12 protein-coding genes are annotated in these 18,056 nt (G+C 36.8%); 7 read left to right on the forward strand and 5 right to left on the reverse strand.

What is annotated here, in order from left to right; all coding sequences use genetic code 11:
• Nucleotides 1-567 precede the first annotated feature (567 nt).
• The 5 genes from Q3C19_RS15840 to Q3C19_RS15860 form a co-directional block, all read right to left on the reverse strand.
• Nucleotides 568-939, reverse strand: coding sequence for a toll/interleukin-1 receptor domain-containing protein (locus Q3C19_RS15840; protein ID WP_204428197.1), 372 nt, complete (start codon nt 937-939; stop codon nt 568-570).
• The gene (locus Q3C19_RS15845) at nt 936-1,388 is read right to left on the reverse strand and encodes a hypothetical protein (RefSeq protein WP_204428195.1); all 453 of its coding nucleotides are present in this window, start codon (nt 1,386-1,388) and stop codon (nt 936-938) included. The genes Q3C19_RS15840 and Q3C19_RS15845 overlap by 4 nt, the downstream gene beginning before the upstream one ends.
• Before the next feature lie 262 nt (nt 1,389-1,650).
• Nucleotides 1,651-4,149, reverse strand: coding sequence for a DUF262 domain-containing protein (locus Q3C19_RS15850; protein WP_302730606.1), 2,499 nt, complete (start codon nt 4,147-4,149; stop codon nt 1,651-1,653).
• On the reverse strand, nt 4,146-6,092 hold the full coding sequence (locus Q3C19_RS15855) for a DUF262 domain-containing protein (protein ID WP_302730607.1): 1,947 nt from the start codon (nt 6,090-6,092) through the stop codon (nt 4,146-4,148). The genes Q3C19_RS15850 and Q3C19_RS15855 overlap by 4 nt, the downstream gene beginning before the upstream one ends.
• Before the next feature lie 181 nt (nt 6,093-6,273).
• Nucleotides 6,274-7,038: a DUF2971 domain-containing protein gene (locus Q3C19_RS15860; RefSeq protein WP_302730608.1), complete on the reverse strand. Its 765-nt coding sequence runs from the start codon at nt 7,036-7,038 to the stop codon at nt 6,274-6,276.
• Nucleotides 7,039-7,512: 474 nt separating this feature from the next.
• Between Q3C19_RS15860 and Q3C19_RS15865 the strand changes: the two genes are divergently transcribed.
• The 7 genes from Q3C19_RS15865 (at nt 7,513) to Q3C19_RS15895 (ending at nt 17,998) form a co-directional block, all read left to right on the forward strand.
• Nucleotides 7,513-7,737: a hypothetical protein gene (locus Q3C19_RS15865; protein WP_204428187.1), complete on the forward strand. Its 225-nt coding sequence runs from the start codon at nt 7,513-7,515 to the stop codon at nt 7,735-7,737.
• 493 nt (nt 7,738-8,230) lie between these two features.
• On the forward strand, nt 8,231-9,439 hold the full coding sequence (locus Q3C19_RS15870) for an ATP/GTP-binding protein (RefSeq protein WP_204428185.1): 1,209 nt from the start codon (nt 8,231-8,233) through the stop codon (nt 9,437-9,439).
• 475 nt (nt 9,440-9,914) lie between these two features.
• Nucleotides 9,915-10,541: a hypothetical protein gene (locus Q3C19_RS15875; protein WP_195411924.1), complete on the forward strand. Its 627-nt coding sequence runs from the start codon at nt 9,915-9,917 to the stop codon at nt 10,539-10,541.
• Nucleotides 10,538-11,365 carry a nucleotidyl transferase AbiEii/AbiGii toxin family protein gene (locus Q3C19_RS15880; protein WP_204428183.1) on the forward strand — a complete coding sequence of 276 codons (828 nt, stop codon included), beginning with the start codon at nt 10,538-10,540 and terminating at the stop codon, nt 11,363-11,365. Before Q3C19_RS15875 ends, Q3C19_RS15880 begins: the two co-directional genes overlap by 4 nt.
• Nucleotides 11,366-11,421: 56 nt before the next feature.
• Nucleotides 11,422-15,354: an NACHT domain-containing NTPase gene (locus Q3C19_RS15885; RefSeq protein WP_302730613.1), complete on the forward strand. Its 3,933-nt coding sequence runs from the start codon at nt 11,422-11,424 to the stop codon at nt 15,352-15,354.
• Complete coding sequence (locus tag Q3C19_RS15890) at nt 15,347-16,564, forward strand: toll/interleukin-1 receptor domain-containing protein (protein ID WP_235303930.1); 1,218 nt, start codon at nt 15,347-15,349, stop codon at nt 16,562-16,564. Before Q3C19_RS15885 ends, Q3C19_RS15890 begins: the two co-directional genes overlap by 8 nt.
• Nucleotides 16,565-16,570: 6 nt before the next feature.
• Nucleotides 16,571-17,998: a phospholipase D-like domain-containing protein gene (locus Q3C19_RS15895; protein ID WP_302730617.1), complete on the forward strand. Its 1,428-nt coding sequence runs from the start codon at nt 16,571-16,573 to the stop codon at nt 17,996-17,998.
• Nucleotides 17,999-18,056 lie beyond the last annotated feature (58 nt).

Consider the following 18,056-nt stretch of genomic DNA (forward strand, 5'->3'; position numbering starts at 1 on the left):
AAGTATTTGGGGTTGTATTTAATCTTTGTGAAGTGAGATCATATAAAGATTGATGTTGGTTTGTTTCGTTTCTTGTATGGTATAGTTCGTATATTGTCATTGATATTTGCTTTCTATGAAATTAGGCAGAAAAGTAGTAATTGATAGGCTTGACTGCTGTATACATCCACATTTAGTCCTATAAAAGCTCATTATCCTGGTAACGACTAGAGTCAAGTGGAGGGAATTCATCCGACAATTGTAAAATTCATCATAATTTAAACAGGTCTTTAAATTTTATGTCCATTAGTTGTGGGCTAAGATTCCAATGACTTGGTCTGCTTTTCCGCATATGAAGAATGCAAGATAAATAAGTTTTTCCCAAAGGTTGTAACTTACCGGGACACGCTTTTGCTTTTTGTTAATCTATGGATTGGGTAGTGATATCCATCAAAACGGTATTTGTGGTTTATATAACTTATGGATAGCTGAGTATACAAGAGGTATTCAGACTTTATATCTCCGTTGTTCTGTCATGGCTTGATAATGATAAAATATAGTGTTTTATTCTTATAGCACCGTATTGGATCATTTATCTTGTACTGGTATTTTTTGTATTAAATTTGATTTTAATTTATTGAAAAATAGCCGAGAAATAGAATTTATATTTAATGTTTCTATTTCTTTTAAAGTAAATGAAATAATTGGTATTGATCTTTCTTTAGCCCTTTCAAGCTCTATTATTACCCATTTTGACTTATAAACATTAGGAGTTATAAGAAGCATTACAATATCGCTATTGTCTAATTCATAAAATACACGTTCTTGTTTGTTGATTGAATCATTATTAATTATATCAATGTATACGTTACCAATATGTTTTAACTTTCTTGAAATAGAAGATAAGGAATCGAATGAGATTTCCTTATCTTTTATTGTGTAGCTTATAAAAATATTCATCCGATAATATTATAACAAAACAACAGATTCAATATTATTATTACTATTATTAAAATACCATAGAAACAGAAATGAGACAAATTGAATAAGGTAATTATTATCATTTTAGATACTTTCCATTTTTTTGAATCTTTCTGTTGTGCGTTTGTATTTCTAGTAAGAATCTGTTCAAAATAATGATCCATTTGGAATCGTAATTTTTTTTGATAGTAGTATGTATAAGAATCAAAAATCCAAAATGAAAAGATTATGATATACAATGAAATGAATAAAGCTACATCTAGTTGGTTATTACATAGATTTATTATTAATGGAGTCGAAATACCAATAACAACAAACAGTAACTTTTTTATTTCCAAACTATTTTTGGAAAAATTAATTGTAGCATTATGTAATTGATCTATTTTTTTCCAATCAATTTTATCTTCTATATTTTCACTATTGTCCATATTAGTTTATTCTTAAAAATGTATGCAAAAGTACAATTTTATCAGTACTTTTATGCTAAAGTATCATATTCATTATACGCGTATTGATAATATCGGTCAAACAGTACCATCATATTGCTCGAATCAGTAATAGGCGAACTATAAATGCTTCTGTTTTGTATGAGCTGTGTTTATATTTCACTTAGGGCATAGGAAAATTTCCCAAATACAATCATTGCATTATATAAAAAAATATTTAGTAATTAATTTGGAATAGACACTATTATTGTTTGTTCATATAATTTAAAAAATTCTCTTCTATTTGTTTGTGAAATTGTTCTACTATTGATATGTCATCGTTGGGCTCCTCCACATTGAAACAGTAGTATTTCTTGCGGTCACCCGTTTCATATTCCAGGGATTCAGGGCGCATCTTATAGCCCCATTCATCGGTCATCAGATAGATGTCATACGCATTGTAATTGCGTTGCTGATACCACTGCAAGTGCAGGGTACGGCCGTTTCGTGCATGATAGAGGAAGTTGATGTTGAAGTCACCCCAGAACAGTCCGGTATTATCTATCCGTCGGTTCCTGTCGGTCAGTTCAATGACACCTTCATCCAAGAGCAGATTCAGGTAAGTATCGCGACGCTCAAAGTTCAGCATTACCCCGTATTTGTAGCCGCAGTAGTATAGTGCGTCATGCGGACCTCTGATATACATGTCCGAGTCGTTCTTGTTTTCGGTCACGAGGAAGCTGACCAGCGATTCGTCAGTCAGCAGTCGCATGCGCCGGTCGTCACTTGTCTTTTCCGACGGGCCGTCTCCCATCAGCAGGTGGTGGACTGGTGCTGCATATGTATAGCTGTTGTCGTTACCAACTTTGGTCAGAATGTTATTCTTCCACGTATTCGCGCTGCCGTTGAATATTTTGGCATACCGCCCGAACTGTGCATCCCAATTGTTGCAGTAGCTGTACAAAGTGCGTAGCGCATGTACCTTCTGTTCTGTTTTGACGCCATCCTTGTCAAATAGCAGTTGCGCCGTATCCAGTTTCCGGTCAAAGTAGCTCCAGTCTGTTTCACCTTTCTCATTGTTGAACAGGAATGCTATGGCGCCTTTGAAGAATGCAAAGCGTTCGGCAGCATCTATTTTTTCTTTCCAACTGTTGTCTGCCTTTATCTGTCGGGCTTTTGCTATCTCTTCCAGCAGTTGCCTGCGTCCGAATATGTTTTTCAGCTGGCCTTCGTCTGTCCCGGCCAGGAAAGTGATGATGTCGTCGGATGCCTGGCAGGTGCTTTCACAATCCTGAAGCCTGGGCAGTGCATGAAGTCCCCGGTCGAAGAAACGGATGGCGCTGACACTCTGTTCGCTGTCTATGTAGCTGTTTTCAACGATGTTCCAAACTACATGCATCCATTCCTTCAGACGACCGAAATCAATAGTCTGACAAGTAGTAAGATATACACAGACGGCATGGAACACTACCTGTTGCTGAAGGTTGATGGAGTCAGGAGTGTTTCCTGTTTCATATCTGGGGATGAAATAGAAGGTTTTCTTTGTTTTTCCGCCTTCGTCGTCGTTCGCTTTGTTTTCCCAATAAGGGCTTAATAGGCTGTCCACTACCTGTGATGCCTGTTCTTTGCCATATTCGGTTATAGCTTTCTGATAAAGATCGTACAGGCGGTTCAGGCAGGTCTGAAGTGAGGCGATACACTCACGGGTAAGCACCTGATTGTAGATGGAGATACTCTGGTAGCGGTAGTCCTTGTTTTTACCGTTTATGGCTGCTGACAGTTGCTTGTAGAAATCGCGGGCTGTTACCTCTTCTGCTGTTGCGTCCGTGTTGCAGCGGGCGATGTACCAGTTGAGGAAAAAACGGTTGAGGAAATTCAGGTATATCTCGTCAATGTGGTATTCGGCCGAACGGTATGGCCAGAACAGGTCTGTCCACCGGGTATCAAGCAGCAGACTGAAGCTGTTTTCGCTGGTATCGTTTTCCGGTATCAGGTATTCCTGGTCCGACAACTTGTATTTCAGCAGGTCGGCTTTGAAATTCTCAAAGTCGGTCAGTGTCTTGCCGCGGGCATTCATCTTGATGTAGAGGTCGTCGGTCAGAGGCATGTTCTTGTCCTCCATGTTCAGCAGGTAGAAGCTGATGGGGGAATCTGCGCTTTTCAGCCGTTCCAGGAGCTCTTTTGCTTTATCCTCAGTAAGTTTCAGCTGCGTGGCATATTCTTCAATGCCGTCGATAATGTCAATGTCATTATTGTCCTTGATATCCGTCCCCCCCAGCATGCGCAGCATGGACTGTATGGTGGGATCCTGCTCGTATGCGGAGTAAAACCAGCTTTGGTTGCGTACAAAGCCGGCTATATCAGCCTTTTGTGACTGATAGGGCTGGCTGATGCTACAGAGCTTATGGCAGAATGTTCTGGATGAGACACGGGTCTCGTACGAGAAATGTTTCAGTATGTTTTTGTCCTCGGACAGTGTGCCTGCGCGCAGTGCCAGATACCAGTGCAGCAGCCAGAGGGTAGTGAGTCGCTGCTGGCCGTCCAACGGATAGAGGGTGTCTTCCTCCGTACTGCCATATACAAAGTCCAGTACCAGCGGTTCGGCATCGTCTTGCAAGGCGTCGAACAGTTGCTTGAGAAAACGCTCGCGCAGGAATTCCTTGCCCTTCCTGCCCTGGGCATAGTCGCGCTGGATGATGGGGATAACTATATTTTTTCTTTTTAGCAGGTCCCAGAATGAGACCTTTTGGCTGTATTCACTCATGACAGAAAATCTTTAAGTACTTCTTTTATGTTATCTTCATAGGCCTTGGCGTCGTCCTTGGTCCATGTGTTGGGGTCGAACGAAACCGTATTGTAATATTTCAGGAATACGTATTTGGTGCATGGCGGGATGAATGATGAGGAAGCATTCTCGGGCTTACTATCCATTATTTGTCCTTCCTCATCGGTTTGGGGTGTACCCACTTTTTTACCCTGGTCCTTGCCGATGATAGCCCTGCGTTTGGCAGGGAATATGGCATTGCCGTAGCTCCGGTTGGTCGACGAATCGAGCAGTGTAAAGTTCCATATCCTGTTCTTTTCGTCCTGGCTCAGCCGTCTGCTGCTGTTGATGTCTTCAATAGCATTTTTCAGCTCTCCGAACTGGGTGTTGCGTTCTTCCTGTTTGTCTGGGTTATCGCTCTGTTCGTAGGCCTTTCCGGTGTATTGCCTGAAGAAGTCTTGAATCCGCTCACGGAGTTGCTGATAGGCCTTGTCCTGAAGTCCGAAGTAGGCATTGAGCAGCCATTCGCGTTGTGCCTGTATGGTGTTCAGCTTGTTCTCGGTATTTGAGTCGATGTGCTCCACATCCCATCCTTCCGATTTGTATAGGTGGAAGGGGAACTTGTAGAACACGCCGTCGTCGTATTTCTTGTTTCCGGTCAGCACGTTGTTCTGATTGATGACTGTCTGAAGGTTGTGCAGCAGCAGGATAGGGCGGCAGTTGGTTTTGCTTCCGCCATTATGTTTCTGTTTATCGTCTGTATTGACTTCATAATAGGTGTTTTCAATATCTGTGCCGCGGAGGCTGTTCTTGATTTCAGGCATCAGGTATGTTTTATTGAAATCCGATTTGGCCGTGTAGCGTGTCCACTGGCTGTAAATTTCGTCCACGCTCTTGCCCATGCAAATCAGGAATCCGATGTAGTGGTACAGCTCCTTGTCGTCGAACCACTCCTGCAGGGTCTGGAAGATTTCCTGTGCTTTCTCCCAAATGGTGTGGGTGGCCTGTGCCATCGGAATGCCTTGTTGCTTCTGTACGGTCAGGTAATGGTAGAAGTAGCGGAATGTTTTATAGTCATCGGCCGCTTCTTTTTCATTGTTGTTCTTGCATTGCAGCAGGTCGCTGTGGCAAATCATGTCGAAGATGAAGTCAATGCGTGTAGGCCGTTCGCTATTGGGCTTGTTGAGGAAAAGCCAGAATTCGCTGGACTGGAGAGCATATTCCATGACATCCCATTCCATGGATATTTCCTGTTGCCACAGCCTGATTTTGTTGTCATCGGCACTGTCGAAGTTCGATTTGTTCAGTAGCAGGGCTTTTACCAGTTCGGCGTTGGTCAGCGAGATTTTTCCTATGTTCAGCCGTGTGAATACTTCCTTGGGGTTCTCTTCCTGTGTTTCGTACCAGATGAATTTCACTTGTTTCAGTAATACGCTCAGGAATTTTTCGGTATTTTTCTTTTCCATCCATTCGCGGATTACAATAACAGCCTGGCTGATGTGGTGATAATCAATATTGTCTTCGTTTTCTTGTGTGGTGTCCTGCCTGGCTATCTTGTTCAGAAATTCGGCACTTTTCTCACGAGTGGCATACTTGATGTCGTAAAAACGAGGATGCTGTAGCACTTCCAGGATGAGGCGTATGGTTGTCAGTCGTTGCTGTCCATCCACTACTTCCCATTGCCCATTCAGGAGACGCTTCACTTCGCTCAGGTCGTTGGCTTGGTGTATCTTGTCCAACAATTGTTCGTCCGACGATTTTCTGACGACCACCAGCGGTTGCAGGCAGTAGATGCCGGCATTTTCCTTTTGGCTGAATTCAAGAATGTCGTTGAGCAGGTCTTCTACTTGTTGTCGGGTCCATCGATAACCCCGCTGATAGTCGGGGATGAAGAATGCCAGGTCTTGTAACTCGGCTATGGATTTCAGTTCTAATGTGCTCATGAATATATATTATAGAATAACCTTGTATAGGGTTCATTGTTTATTTATACAAAAGCAAAGTCAACTACAAATCTCGCTTGTCAGTCATGGATGAATTTCCTCTTAAACTGTCGCGATTGTTGAAAAGTATGGGCTTCTATGGTCTCCTCTTTGTTATTTTTTGTCAGTTTCTTGGTATATATTACTCTATTATTTTTGTATTTAACCTAAAAGCATTTGAATCAATTTCCATTTGAAAAATCTTAATGTTGGGATTCAACTTTCTAGCAACATGGATTATTTTTGACTTTTCTTCGGTATTCATATTGACTCCTAAATATACGGAGTCGAAACATTCTCCTCCAATTTCGAGGAAGGCTCTTACTTCTTTCCAATCAATCGGACCTTTATTATCATTTTGCCATGGTAGCAGCTTCATATATGTCGACCATGGATTTAATATAAATAAACGCACTTCTTGTTCATGCTCCCAAGCTTTGGCTTTTGTCGATATTTGATACTGAAAAAAATCTTTTGCGTCCTTGAAAAAATCAGGTTTTTCTACAATATCTTTATATTGTACTTCCACTTCCGAGCAACCAATCATCACACTACCATACATACGAGAAAGATACTTTTGGGCTTTCTCCATATCCAGACCGATACAAATTCCTTGATGCTTGCTATAATAGCTCCACATTAAAATTGAATTATGAATTTTAGAAAGACTGCATATCCATGCCTTCTCTCTAGTTCTACGAAATGGTTCCCTTTTTAATTCCTCGATTATTTCCGGAGTCCATCCTCCACATACTTCTTTCGGAACGTTAGAGAAATCAATTAGTGAAGGATGGCAATCAAACGGATCGTTCAACTGTGTAGCGTTGGTAAATTGAAGATTACTATTATACATCATCATCAATCCACCGTTAAAATCCAGATATTTATATAATTTCCCTGTTCCCATATATTTATTCTATTTTTAATCAGTTATTGACTCTTGCTTCTAGCATTTTTGTAGTTTGGATAAGAGCTTCGATGTTATTAAGCTTTATTTGTAATTCATTTGAATACCATACCAGATTTTCATTCAATTGTTCAGCTAGCTATTTATTAACTCTGCTTTTCTCAGCGAGAACTGTTTTTATTCTTTTTAGAATTTTAGGCTTTATGCTGTCACAATTTTCCATTTATACAAAGATAGGGAATATTGGCATATTAATATGTTCATTCTTTACAAAAGTATGGTTAGAATATCAAATTGGGATAGATGATAGACATTACTAAACAACAAGAGGATTATTCTTTTATCATATTTTAAATCATTTATGATTTATACTACCTTTGTAAATAAGACATTGAAAAGGGTTTTATCTTTAGTGAGCCTATTGTACTTTGTAAATTTTTAAATATAGAACAATCATAAATGTAAAATCAGATTATGGAAAATATAACATTTAATGACCTATTATCAATCATTGAAGATAAAGGTTTGAATATGACATGGTGTAACCATGATAACTGGACTGTAAATAGAGCCTTAGGTTATATTGAAGGGCTTTTGAAGCTATGTCCATCAGATATAAAAATAATAAAAATAAATGGGAGAAATATAGAAATATATTACAAAGATCAACTTGTTCAAAAATATATTATAGCTGGATAATCTGTAAATCTCTATTTTGTTTGTCTTCCGATAATTAGCATATATATTGCTTCAACTAAGAAGGTGCAATAATTTGTTTTGATGCCAGGTCTATAGATTAACTAAAGAATTATTTTTTATTACACTTTGATTATCTCAAAACATATCACAAGAAAATAATGTGGTATTTACTTGGTGAGAAAAACAACATAGGGATATATTATTATCTCATAACTTCAGGTATCCTTAGGTGGCTTGTAGTAGTATTTGTACCTTGAAAGAGGAAGGCAAACTAATAGGAAGAATGAACTTGTTTCATGAAAGATTGAAACTTAATGAGTGCAGTTTTTATAGTTGATTGTAATTTCTTTCAAATATCTTTCATTTGTTATGAATCGATGGATGGGATTAGTAGCATTTAATTAGATACTTCTTAGTCTTTATATCAGCATAAAAACTCTAATGTTTATGACTAATATGTAAATTTGTTGTCATCTTTGTAAAAATGGATAGCATGATAGCAGAAATTAGATTTAAGAATATGTTCTCATTTAGAGACGAGGCTATATTAAGTTTTGAAGCTGATAGAAGTAAGGATATGGAGTCATATCATGTTGTCGAATTGGGGGGTGATGTGAGATTATTGAAAGTGGCTATCATTTATGGAGCAAATGCTTCGGGTAAGAGTAATATTATTAAAGTTTGTGATTTTATCAAGTCATTCATTACTTATACCCCACTTAATAAGGCAGAACAAATTCAAATAGTTCCGTTTCTCCTGAATAAAACAAGTTCGACGCAGTTATCTGAATATTCGATTTCGTTCTACTTGAAGAATGAGGAAAAAGCAGTTCGTTATGTCTATTCTGTAGCTTTAGATAGATGGCACGTAGCAAAGGAAGGTCTAATCTATTATCCAAGTCAACAGCCTGCTACTATATTTGAAAGAAATACTGAGAATAACGTATCAGTTATTAAATTTGGACAGAAGATCAAAATGTCGCAATCTGTCAAAGAGGAAATAACATTGAAGTGTTTGCATAACATGTCAGTTTTTGCTGCTTATATGCAGGTGAATACACATATTGTAGAATTAGAGACGGTTCTTCAGTATCTAACCAATCAAGTTATGTCAGCTATTGTATCTTCATCATCTTTAAATCGTTATGCTAAAGAATCGATCAAGAATGAGTCTGTAAAAGATTATATTTTGAGATATCTACAAGACGCAGATTTCAATATTTCAAATATTAATTGCAAAAGGCAGGAAATATATAAGGGGTCGATTAATTATACCATGTATCAGCATAAAGTTTTATCTAATGATGGTAACAATGACTATTATGGGTTCCCAGAACTGTTTGAATCAGACGGTACTATCCGTACGTTTGGCCTAGCTGCTCAAGTACAAAAGATTCTTGAAAATGATGCTTTTCTTGCAGTTGACGATATCGAACATTCTCTTCATCCAAAATTGATAGAACATATTATTGAACGTTTTCTGAAAGAATCAGAGCAAGCCCAGTTGTTGCTCACTACACATTATGATGGACTGTTAGGAGAGGAAGATTTGCTTAGAAAAGATAATGTCTGGTTTACTGAAAAGAATCTGGATGGATCAAGTGTGCTGTATCCTCTAACAAATTTTAAGGGATTGAATAGGATCAGTTCTCTCCAAAAGGCATATAAATTCGGTAAATTCGGTGCAGTTCCTAATCTCTAATCATGTAATTTTATGAAAAAGCTAGAAAAATAGCGATTCTTGAGAAAGCTAAATGGGCAATGAAATACTCACAGACTCAAAAATGGTTTAGCCCATGGGTTTTCTACTAAATGTGAAAAGTTTCATAAACTGTATTGGGAACAATGAGTGCCTCGTTTACTTCACAGTTCGAAAAAGAAGAAAAGGATGCTTTTTATTCTTTTAGACTTAAAGATGAAGTAGGACTTGATGTTTGTATCGATGAACAGATTTGTGAGTTTTTAGTGTCTTATCTATGAAAATAGAATCTATTTTTAAGTGCTATGAGGTCTTTACAATCGGTGAGTGATGAGAAATTTTAGATAATAATCTACCTTGTCGGTAATCATTATGTGACAGCAGTCGCTATTTTTTAAGATGGTCTTAGTAGTAATATTTTGAACAGAAAAAGAATTATTATTTCTTTTATTGTTCAAAATATTACTATATTTGCAGTATGGATAGACAATTAAGTGAAATAGGAACCATTCCAGTAACGACTTCAATCATTGAATCGTTATATCCGGAACTGAAGTCTGCTAATAAGAAAGTTACTTGGCTCGAAAAACAAGGGGTTATCATCAGACTGAAGCGAGGACTTTATGTGATCAACCCAGAATATTCAGGAAAGACTCTATCAAGTGAGTTAATCGCCAATCATCTCTATACACCTTCGTATATTTCAATGTCTACTGCACTACGATATTATGGACTTATCCCAGAGGCTGTATATGTTCATCAATCAATGACAGTAAAACATCCCCGAAGTTTTCAAACTCCAGTCGGCAATTATGACTACAAATATATTTCAAGAAAGGCATTTCCGATAGGAGTAAGGAGTATGAATAAAGGTGACTATGCATTTCTTATTGCATCACCGGAAAAGGCTTTGTGTGATTTGATTGCCAATTCCTCAAAAGTCATTCTTCGCTATATGAAGGATGTAGAGACATATCTTGAGCAGGATATTCGTATGGATATGGATGAGTTCTATAATATGGATGCAACCATATTTGAAGATTATATTAATGTAGGCAAAAAGGCTGATTCAATTTCGACACTTTTAAAATTCTTAAGACGATGAAAAATGAAATATTCGATAATATGCTCTCTCGTTATGATTTAACAACTGAGCAACATAAGAGAAACGCCATATTTGAAGTTAACCAACAAATGATACTTGCAGGCCTGTATGCTGGGGGCTTCTTTGAGTCGGCTGCGTTTTATGGCGGAACTTGCCTGAGAATCTTTCATGGCTTGCAGCGTTTCAGTGAGGATATGGATTTCTCACTGCTTACGCAAGATGACAAGTTCGATTTTACGAAATATTTTCCTGCTATCATTGATGCCTTTGCAATGGTAGGCCGTGAGGTTGAAATAAAGAAAAAAGATAAGAAGAATTTTGGAAAGGTCGAATCGGCATTTCTTAAAGATAATACCGATGTATATGATGTGACTTTCCAAACAGAGAAGTCAATAAAGATAAAGATTGAAGTAGATACTTGTCCACCGTTGAACTTCAAAACGGAACAAAAGCTTTTGCTTCAGCCACATTCATTTATGACCCGCTGTTTTACACTTCCAGACTTGTTTGCTGGTAAGATGCACGCACTGGTCTATCGTGTGTGGAAGAATAGAGTCAAAGGTCGTGATTGGTACGATTTTGAATGGTATGTACGTCATAATGTTCCGTTAGATTTTACTCATTTGGCAGAACGGTGCAAGCAGTTTAACAATGAGAATATTACTCTAGAGTTATTCAAAGAAAAACTCATTGAGCGTCTCTCTACAGCTGATATAAAACAAGTGAAAGAAGATGTATTGCCTTTCCTCCGCAATCCAAAAGAACTTGATATTTGGTCAAATGATTATTTCGTGCAGTTGGCAGGGATGGTAAGAATTGGATAATCTTATATGAAGCAGAGGATGTTATGTGAATCATTAAGCGGTAAAGATAAGTTGTTATGGAAGATAGAACTATTAATCAAAATGGTCAAACACCAATTTATATAGAGAAAAATAGCGGACAAATTTATGTAGGTAATCTCTATGTAGAAGAGCCTTCTGTTGCATTTGTTAAAGGGTCATACGAGTTGCAGGACTACGCGCCTACTATACAACCTTCTATCCATAGAGAAGAGGTTGATCAGATAAAAGATTGGATTGAAAGGAGGATATCTACAGAACATCCTTGTAGATTGGCATTACTTTATGGGAAGGCTGGTGTTGGGAAGTCTATAGTTATGCATGACTTGCTTGAAGAATTGAAGGAAAATAAGGATTATCTAGTATTAGGCATTAAATCTGATCAGGTTGAGTTTGCAGATACAGATGAACTTGGTAAGAATATGCATCTTGCAAAACCTATAGAAATTGTTATGGAGGAAATGACCCATCAATATAAACGGGTCATACTGCTGATAGATCAGATTGATGCATTGTCGTTATCACTGTCTTCTAATCGTACACCATTGCGTTCTCTTTTAAAATTGATAAGGCAGGTACAATTGATTTCAAATGTCAGGGTGGTTATTTCTTGTAGACCATATGATTTAGAATACGATCCATTACTTGATAGTTTACGTATAAAGAACAAATGGGAACTTAAAGATTTTACTAAAGAACAAGTTCTAGATATTCTTGATAAGAATGAATGTAAGGAACATTTAAATGACAATCTTCTACGATTTTTGGGTAATCCGTTACATTTATACTTATTTTTAAAGATAAAGTCAGGAGAACAACTGACATACCCATTGTCAACGGACGTACTTTATCATCAATTATGGCGAAAATACATACTTGATGATAGCATGCGTACGGTTGATAAAGAACGTCTTTTAGCCTTAATGGATGCTCTGGTCACAACTATGTATAAACGTCAAGAGTTGTCTGTACACCTTAGGGAGTTTGAAACAGACTTCAGCTTTGAGTTGCAATATCTGTTCTCTCATGAGCTGTTATTAAAGACAAAGAGCAATCAGATTCAATTTTTTCATCAAACGTTGTTTGATTATGTATATGCACGCAGATTTACTGAAAAAGGATACAATTTATTGGAAGTACTTAAAAGGCAGCACCAAGGGTTATTTTCTAGGGCTGCAGTTAAGAGCATATTAACTTTTCTTCGAGAACAGAGTCCTAAGGAGTATATTCATATTATTGACCAACTACTTTATGCGCAAAATGACGATGGAAAAGATATATATCGGTATCATTTGAAATCATTGGCCTTGAGCAATATGGCGTTTTTTGAAACACCTTTGAATGATGAAATAAATTTTATCTCTAGAAAGGTCTTTCAAGATAATATTTATATGGACGTGTTATATGAGTCTGTGCATACCCCTAATTGGTTTAAGGCTATTTGGGAAATCATGGAAAGTAAAGGTGGGTGGAAGTGTTTAAGTAAAAATTATAAAGAGAAAACCATGCTGATGAGCAAAAGGACGCTTTTGCTTTGTGCAGAGATTGTTCTTGACAAGTTAGAGGCGACATTTGATTTTAGTAACAAAGAGGACTGTGAGTATTTTAGTAATTTGCTTCAATATTATGATTTGAATTGCGATACAAAGAAATTGATAGTACTTTATAATAAGCTGGTTAAGAGTAGAGTGCCGCTTGAACATACACGTCTTCTGGAGAATATAATGAAGGATAATCCTGAATTTGTTTGTCAGGAGTTGAAGGAAAATGTCAGATTGCAATTGCTGGAGAAGGAGTCAAAGCTTGTTTATAGGATAGAAGTTGGGCATGATGTTAAGCTCCTGTATGAGAAGTTGCTTAGGGATCATCATAATCATGGAGTTCAGCTATTAGTGGACATACTGAAACTTATTTATGATAATTCGAAATTTTGCTTAGATGGTGCTGAAATAAGCAATTCTACAGAATTCTACAGTTTTCAAAGAGTGACGGGTGGACATTTTGTTTCAAATTTTATAGAAGATGCTGCAAACATTCTTATAGATAATTTCTTGAAAGAAGTTGATAACGAAAGAGTTGAACTATATTTGACGGAGTTTGCTCAGAGTGAGCACGAAGGATTCGTTTTCATTGCTTTATATGTCTATACAGAGTTTCCTGAGAAGTTTAAGGATAACATCTTTAATCTAATAATCAATCGCTCTGTTCTTTGCAATGCTCCGAGTTGGGTGGAGTATCAGACTATGGAAGCATTAAAAGCTGCATTCCCGTTATGGAATGATGAGCAAAAGTTAACAATAATAAGAAGAATCCTTTCTATAGATGACAAGGGAGAACACGTCTTGTTTAAGGATTATGTTAAAAATAGACTTTTATACGGTCATCCATTGCTTGATATTGATTTGCATAAGGGAAAAGCGTTGCATGCTATACATAAAGAAGAACTCAGAAGATTGTCCTGGCAAGCATATCAAGAGCGACAAAGGATTGATAGGAAATTCAATGAAGCCAGATTAAAAAATGATATGCCTTCCCAAATGACAACTCATACAGGCTGGACATCATTGAGAGAAGACCAAGGGATGAAGATGAACCTTGACACATGGCACAAAGCGATGCTAACATATACGGATAACTCTATAATAGATTGGGACAGACCATCTTTGACTGGGCAATGCCATCTATTTAGAAATGTAGTGGCGAAAGAACCAAACAAGTTTATTGATTTGATTAATAAAGCACTAGATGACAACCGCGTACTTTTGGATTATCCCCAAGCAGGAATGCAAGGGTTGTTGGATGCAGGACGCTTAGATGATGCTGTACATGTTATGGAGCGAATCCTTGATATAGTACATTATGACGTCAATTCAACTTTTAGAGGTTTCTGTATACATTCGCTTTTATTTGCCTTAAATGATGTATCTAAAATGAGCCTTGTACCTGAGCCTGTCTTCAAATTGTTTTGCAATGTATTGCTCAATGCCAAGGAGCCAGATGAGGATATTCATCAAGATATGAAAGATGTTTATAATGTGGGTATTAACCAAGCGAGAGGTAATGCTGGTTACATGCTGGTGGAGTGTGCCAAAGAGAACAAATATAAAGAAGATATATTCCGAACCATAGAAAGCATTGCAGAAACTGCTTCTGTTTATACAAGAGCTGCAGTACTTTTAAATATGGCAACACTAAATATTCTTGATAAAAACAGGAATGTTGAGCTATTCAAAAAACTGATGCATGACTTTAATCCTAGGTTAATGGCTATGCCTGTTCATAATTATAATCCACTAGTGTATTTTGTCAATTATGCCATTGATGAATTGTTGGAATTCTTTAGCCATGCGGCAGATTGCACTGAATGTTATCGTGAGCAAGTCATTATATTATGGTTAGCTTGGGCACACAACGATAAAGACGAGCGCATCAAGGTGTTTCTTGACAAAATGTGTGAAAATAACCAAGAGGCTCGTATTTCTTTATTAAACTTCTTGGGAACTCTTGGCCAACGAACAAACGAGGAAGCCATTTACTATATTCTCCATTTTATGGAACCGCAGTTTGATTCTTCAGAAATGGGAGAGGCATGTGATAATTTATTTCATCATGCAGACAAATGGAATGATAATATCCAGAAAAGAGTTGCAGATGCTTATGTTACGTCTCCTTTAAGTAAACACAAGGTAAGTGTCTTTATAGAATTTTTAGCAGGATATGCCATTAAAGATCCTTTGCAGACGTTGAAATGGCTAGAGAGGATTCTAGTCCATGAATTGCCTGACGACTACTTCATAGTGAATCATGTCGTGGATGTGCTAATTCAATCGTATAATGGAATAAAGTCTTTCAATGATAGTAGATATCAAGACACGTTGGAACATGCAATGGACTTGATAGATTCTATCATGCAGAATCCTAGCAACAAGTATTTAATAACCAATTTTATCAATAAGTTGGATAATGAATAAGGATTTTCAGCTGCAGCAACTGAACATAATGTTGATGGATCCTGGGTTGAGGTCGGGGTTGTATCTATTAGATACGGATTTAACAGACGAGGAGATTAAAAAACATATTAGGAGTAATAACTCGTTCAAGTATATAAGTGGAAATCTTATACAGACCTCTAAAGGAAATGTCTTTGAATTGTTCCTAGTAGGATTGTGTCATCAATGCCAGAACGGAGACATCACGGCTTTGAGGGATCAGTTAATGACTGCCGATGAACAAAGAAAAGATGTTATCATCTATAGCTTGGCAATTCAAATATTGAAACACTTTAGTACAAGCGGAAAAGCCGTAATACATATGTTAGGAAGAATTGATTTGTCAAGCATAGAATTGGAAGATTTGGATAAATTAGATGCGGCTCTGAATTGTATTGATGATACGATTGTCGTAATATGTACACAGAAGAACAGAGAGAAACCAATGGTTGAGTACGTAATAAACAAATCATTAAAAGGATATAATAATAACAAGATTATGGAGAATCGATTGAAAAAGGTATATATTTCTTATAAACATGATGAGAATTATAATGGGGCAATGGAAGCCATTAAAAGAGGTTTAGAAAAGAACGGTATTTATTATTCAATAGATGTTCAGGATATTAAATACAGAGATGATATTGTTAAATATGAGAAAGAGATAGGAAGTGCGGACAAGGTTATTATGTTCATTACAGCTCCTTATCTGAAGTCTATTGACTGTATGTTTGAGATGACCGAAATATTTAAGAATTCAGATGTAAGGAATAGAGTTTTTCCGGTTGTAGATATGCAACCAATACCAAGAAATATATATGGTCTTAAAGAGATAAAGGATTATTGGTCGGAACAGAAGGTACATGCCTCTATTCAAATACAAACAGAACCTGGTAGCTCTGATTATGTCATAAGCGAGCTTTTGAAAATTGATGCTATCATTAAGAGTCTAGATGATTTTTGGTATTATTTAGTTCACATTAATACTGGAAGTTTTAAGGATATGATAGATAATGACGCTGCATTATTAATGGAGGAAATCCAAAGAGTAACAGCTAGAAAAACTGCAGAACTTGAAGAGAAGATTATTTCTATGGGAGAAAACCAACCAACTGTAATCCGTCAAATAACTCAGAACGGAGAGAAGTCCGTATATGTGGAGAAAAATATAGGAACAATAAATATAAACTGAGTCGATATGGAGCAACTGTTTAAGGAAGAGGATTTCTATAAAGATAATGGATGGCCATCAGAAAGGCTGATTTATAGCAAGTATATTCTTAATAATGTTGGGGATGATTATGATCAGTTTATCTTGGTTGTTAATGCAGAATATCCCTATATTAGGTTATCTCCCAAAAGAGGAAATTGTCAATTCCCTTGTGGAGGCTTTTCTGTAATTGCAACAGATGGAAATTTTGCAAGAAAGAGTGATACAGAAAGAGAAAAAGAGTGTCCAAAGATAGCATGGGGGTTTGCTGCTGTTTATCTTATAAATCTTCGATATGACCGAGCCCAAGATGATTATGTTGAATTGAAAGAAAGAGATATTTTCATCAGAGACTATTACTGTAAGTACCTGAAGATGTATCTTGATAATCACAATGGGTTGAGATACTCGAAACTATCAACGGAGCAAAAGGAACTAGATTTTATAGCGGAGCATGAAGTTATAATTCGTGGGTTATGGGAAAGATCTACACCACTTACTAAGTATCCTGTATTATTTGAATATGCAAAAAATGCTGAAAAGGATTATGAAACATATTTAGCAAACCGTAAAAAAGAAATACAGAAAAAGGTGATTGAACCGGGGGCAATATTTGATGAGAAAAATAGTAAAAATCGTACAATTATTCAAAACGGTGATAAATCACTATATGTTGAGAATAATAATGGAACAATTATAATAGGAACTGATATGCATAAAAGAATGAATTTTAGTACTGAAATCCGAGAAACATTTGGTAAACAATATGTAAAGGTGTACTTTTTAGATGATTCTATTGCTAAGGATGCAAAGGAGGTTGTTGAAAGATTGAATGTTATAAAAACAGTTAATATAACTCCAAGTGCTAGTAAGGATCATCCTGGAAATACACTGACTGTTTATCCAAAATCGATGGTAGAAGCTGAAGATTGTGAAAAAGAAATGGTCGAAGCTTTGAATAGATTTTTTTCACGGGGGATTCTTGCAGATAAGAAACCTGTAAGAAATGATGCTTATTTCAATGATATAGCGGATAAAATAATCAAGGATCTTGATAAGGCTCGGGTGTCAATTCATGTATGTATGGCATGGTTTACGAATCAAAGTATAGCAGACAAATTAGTTGAAAAGCATAAACAAGGGATTGATGTGAAGGTTATTTTCTATGATGATCATACGAATTCAAAGTTTGGAGTTAACATAGATGGAATACCATTTAAGGCAGTTCGTGGTTCACGAGGGGGAATAATGCACAATAAGTATTGTATTATTGATAATCAGTTTGTAATAACAGGTTCTTACAATTGGTCGAAGAATGCTGAAGACAAGAATGAGGAGAATGCTGCAGTGATGTATGATTATGACAGGGCTTCTGATTATTCAGTAGAATTTAGAAAAATGTTCGACTCGGAATAACGATGTTGCTGGTGGATAGGCGCCAGTATTTTGGGTAATAGAGAATGCGAGATTTGTA

This window comes from Bacteroides sp. ET489, from assembly GCF_030518095.1.
In the GTDB taxonomy this organism is placed as follows: domain Bacteria; phylum Bacteroidota; class Bacteroidia; order Bacteroidales; family Bacteroidaceae; genus Bacteroides; species Bacteroides ndongoniae.

Excerpts from the sequence above, each read along its gene's own strand:
- Q3C19_RS15840 (WP_204428197.1), bottom strand. The coding sequence starts at position 939 with ATGAATATTTTTATAAGCTACACAATAAAAGATAAGGAAATCTCATTC.
- Q3C19_RS15845 (WP_204428195.1), bottom strand. The coding sequence starts at position 1,388 with ATGGACAATAGTGAAAATATAGAAGATAAAATTGATTGGAAAAAAATA.
- Q3C19_RS15850 (WP_302730606.1), bottom strand. The coding sequence starts at position 4,149 with ATGAGTGAATACAGCCAAAAGGTCTCATTCTGGGACCTGCTAAAAAGA.
- Q3C19_RS15855 (WP_302730607.1), bottom strand. The coding sequence starts at position 6,092 with ATGAGCACATTAGAACTGAAATCCATAGCCGAGTTACAAGACCTGGCA.
- Q3C19_RS15860 (WP_302730608.1), bottom strand. The coding sequence starts at position 7,038 with ATGGGAACAGGGAAATTATATAAATATCTGGATTTTAACGGTGGATTG.
- Q3C19_RS15865 (WP_204428187.1), top strand. The coding sequence starts at position 7,513 with ATGGAAAATATAACATTTAATGACCTATTATCAATCATTGAAGATAAA.
- Q3C19_RS15870 (WP_204428185.1), top strand. The coding sequence starts at position 8,231 with ATGATAGCAGAAATTAGATTTAAGAATATGTTCTCATTTAGAGACGAG.
- Q3C19_RS15875 (WP_195411924.1), top strand. The coding sequence starts at position 9,915 with ATGGATAGACAATTAAGTGAAATAGGAACCATTCCAGTAACGACTTCA.
- Q3C19_RS15880 (WP_204428183.1), top strand. The coding sequence starts at position 10,538 with ATGAAAAATGAAATATTCGATAATATGCTCTCTCGTTATGATTTAACA.
- Q3C19_RS15885 (WP_302730613.1), top strand. The coding sequence starts at position 11,422 with ATGGAAGATAGAACTATTAATCAAAATGGTCAAACACCAATTTATATA.
- Q3C19_RS15890 (WP_235303930.1), top strand. The coding sequence starts at position 15,347 with ATGAATAAGGATTTTCAGCTGCAGCAACTGAACATAATGTTGATGGAT.
- Q3C19_RS15895 (WP_302730617.1), top strand. The coding sequence starts at position 16,571 with ATGGAGCAACTGTTTAAGGAAGAGGATTTCTATAAAGATAATGGATGG.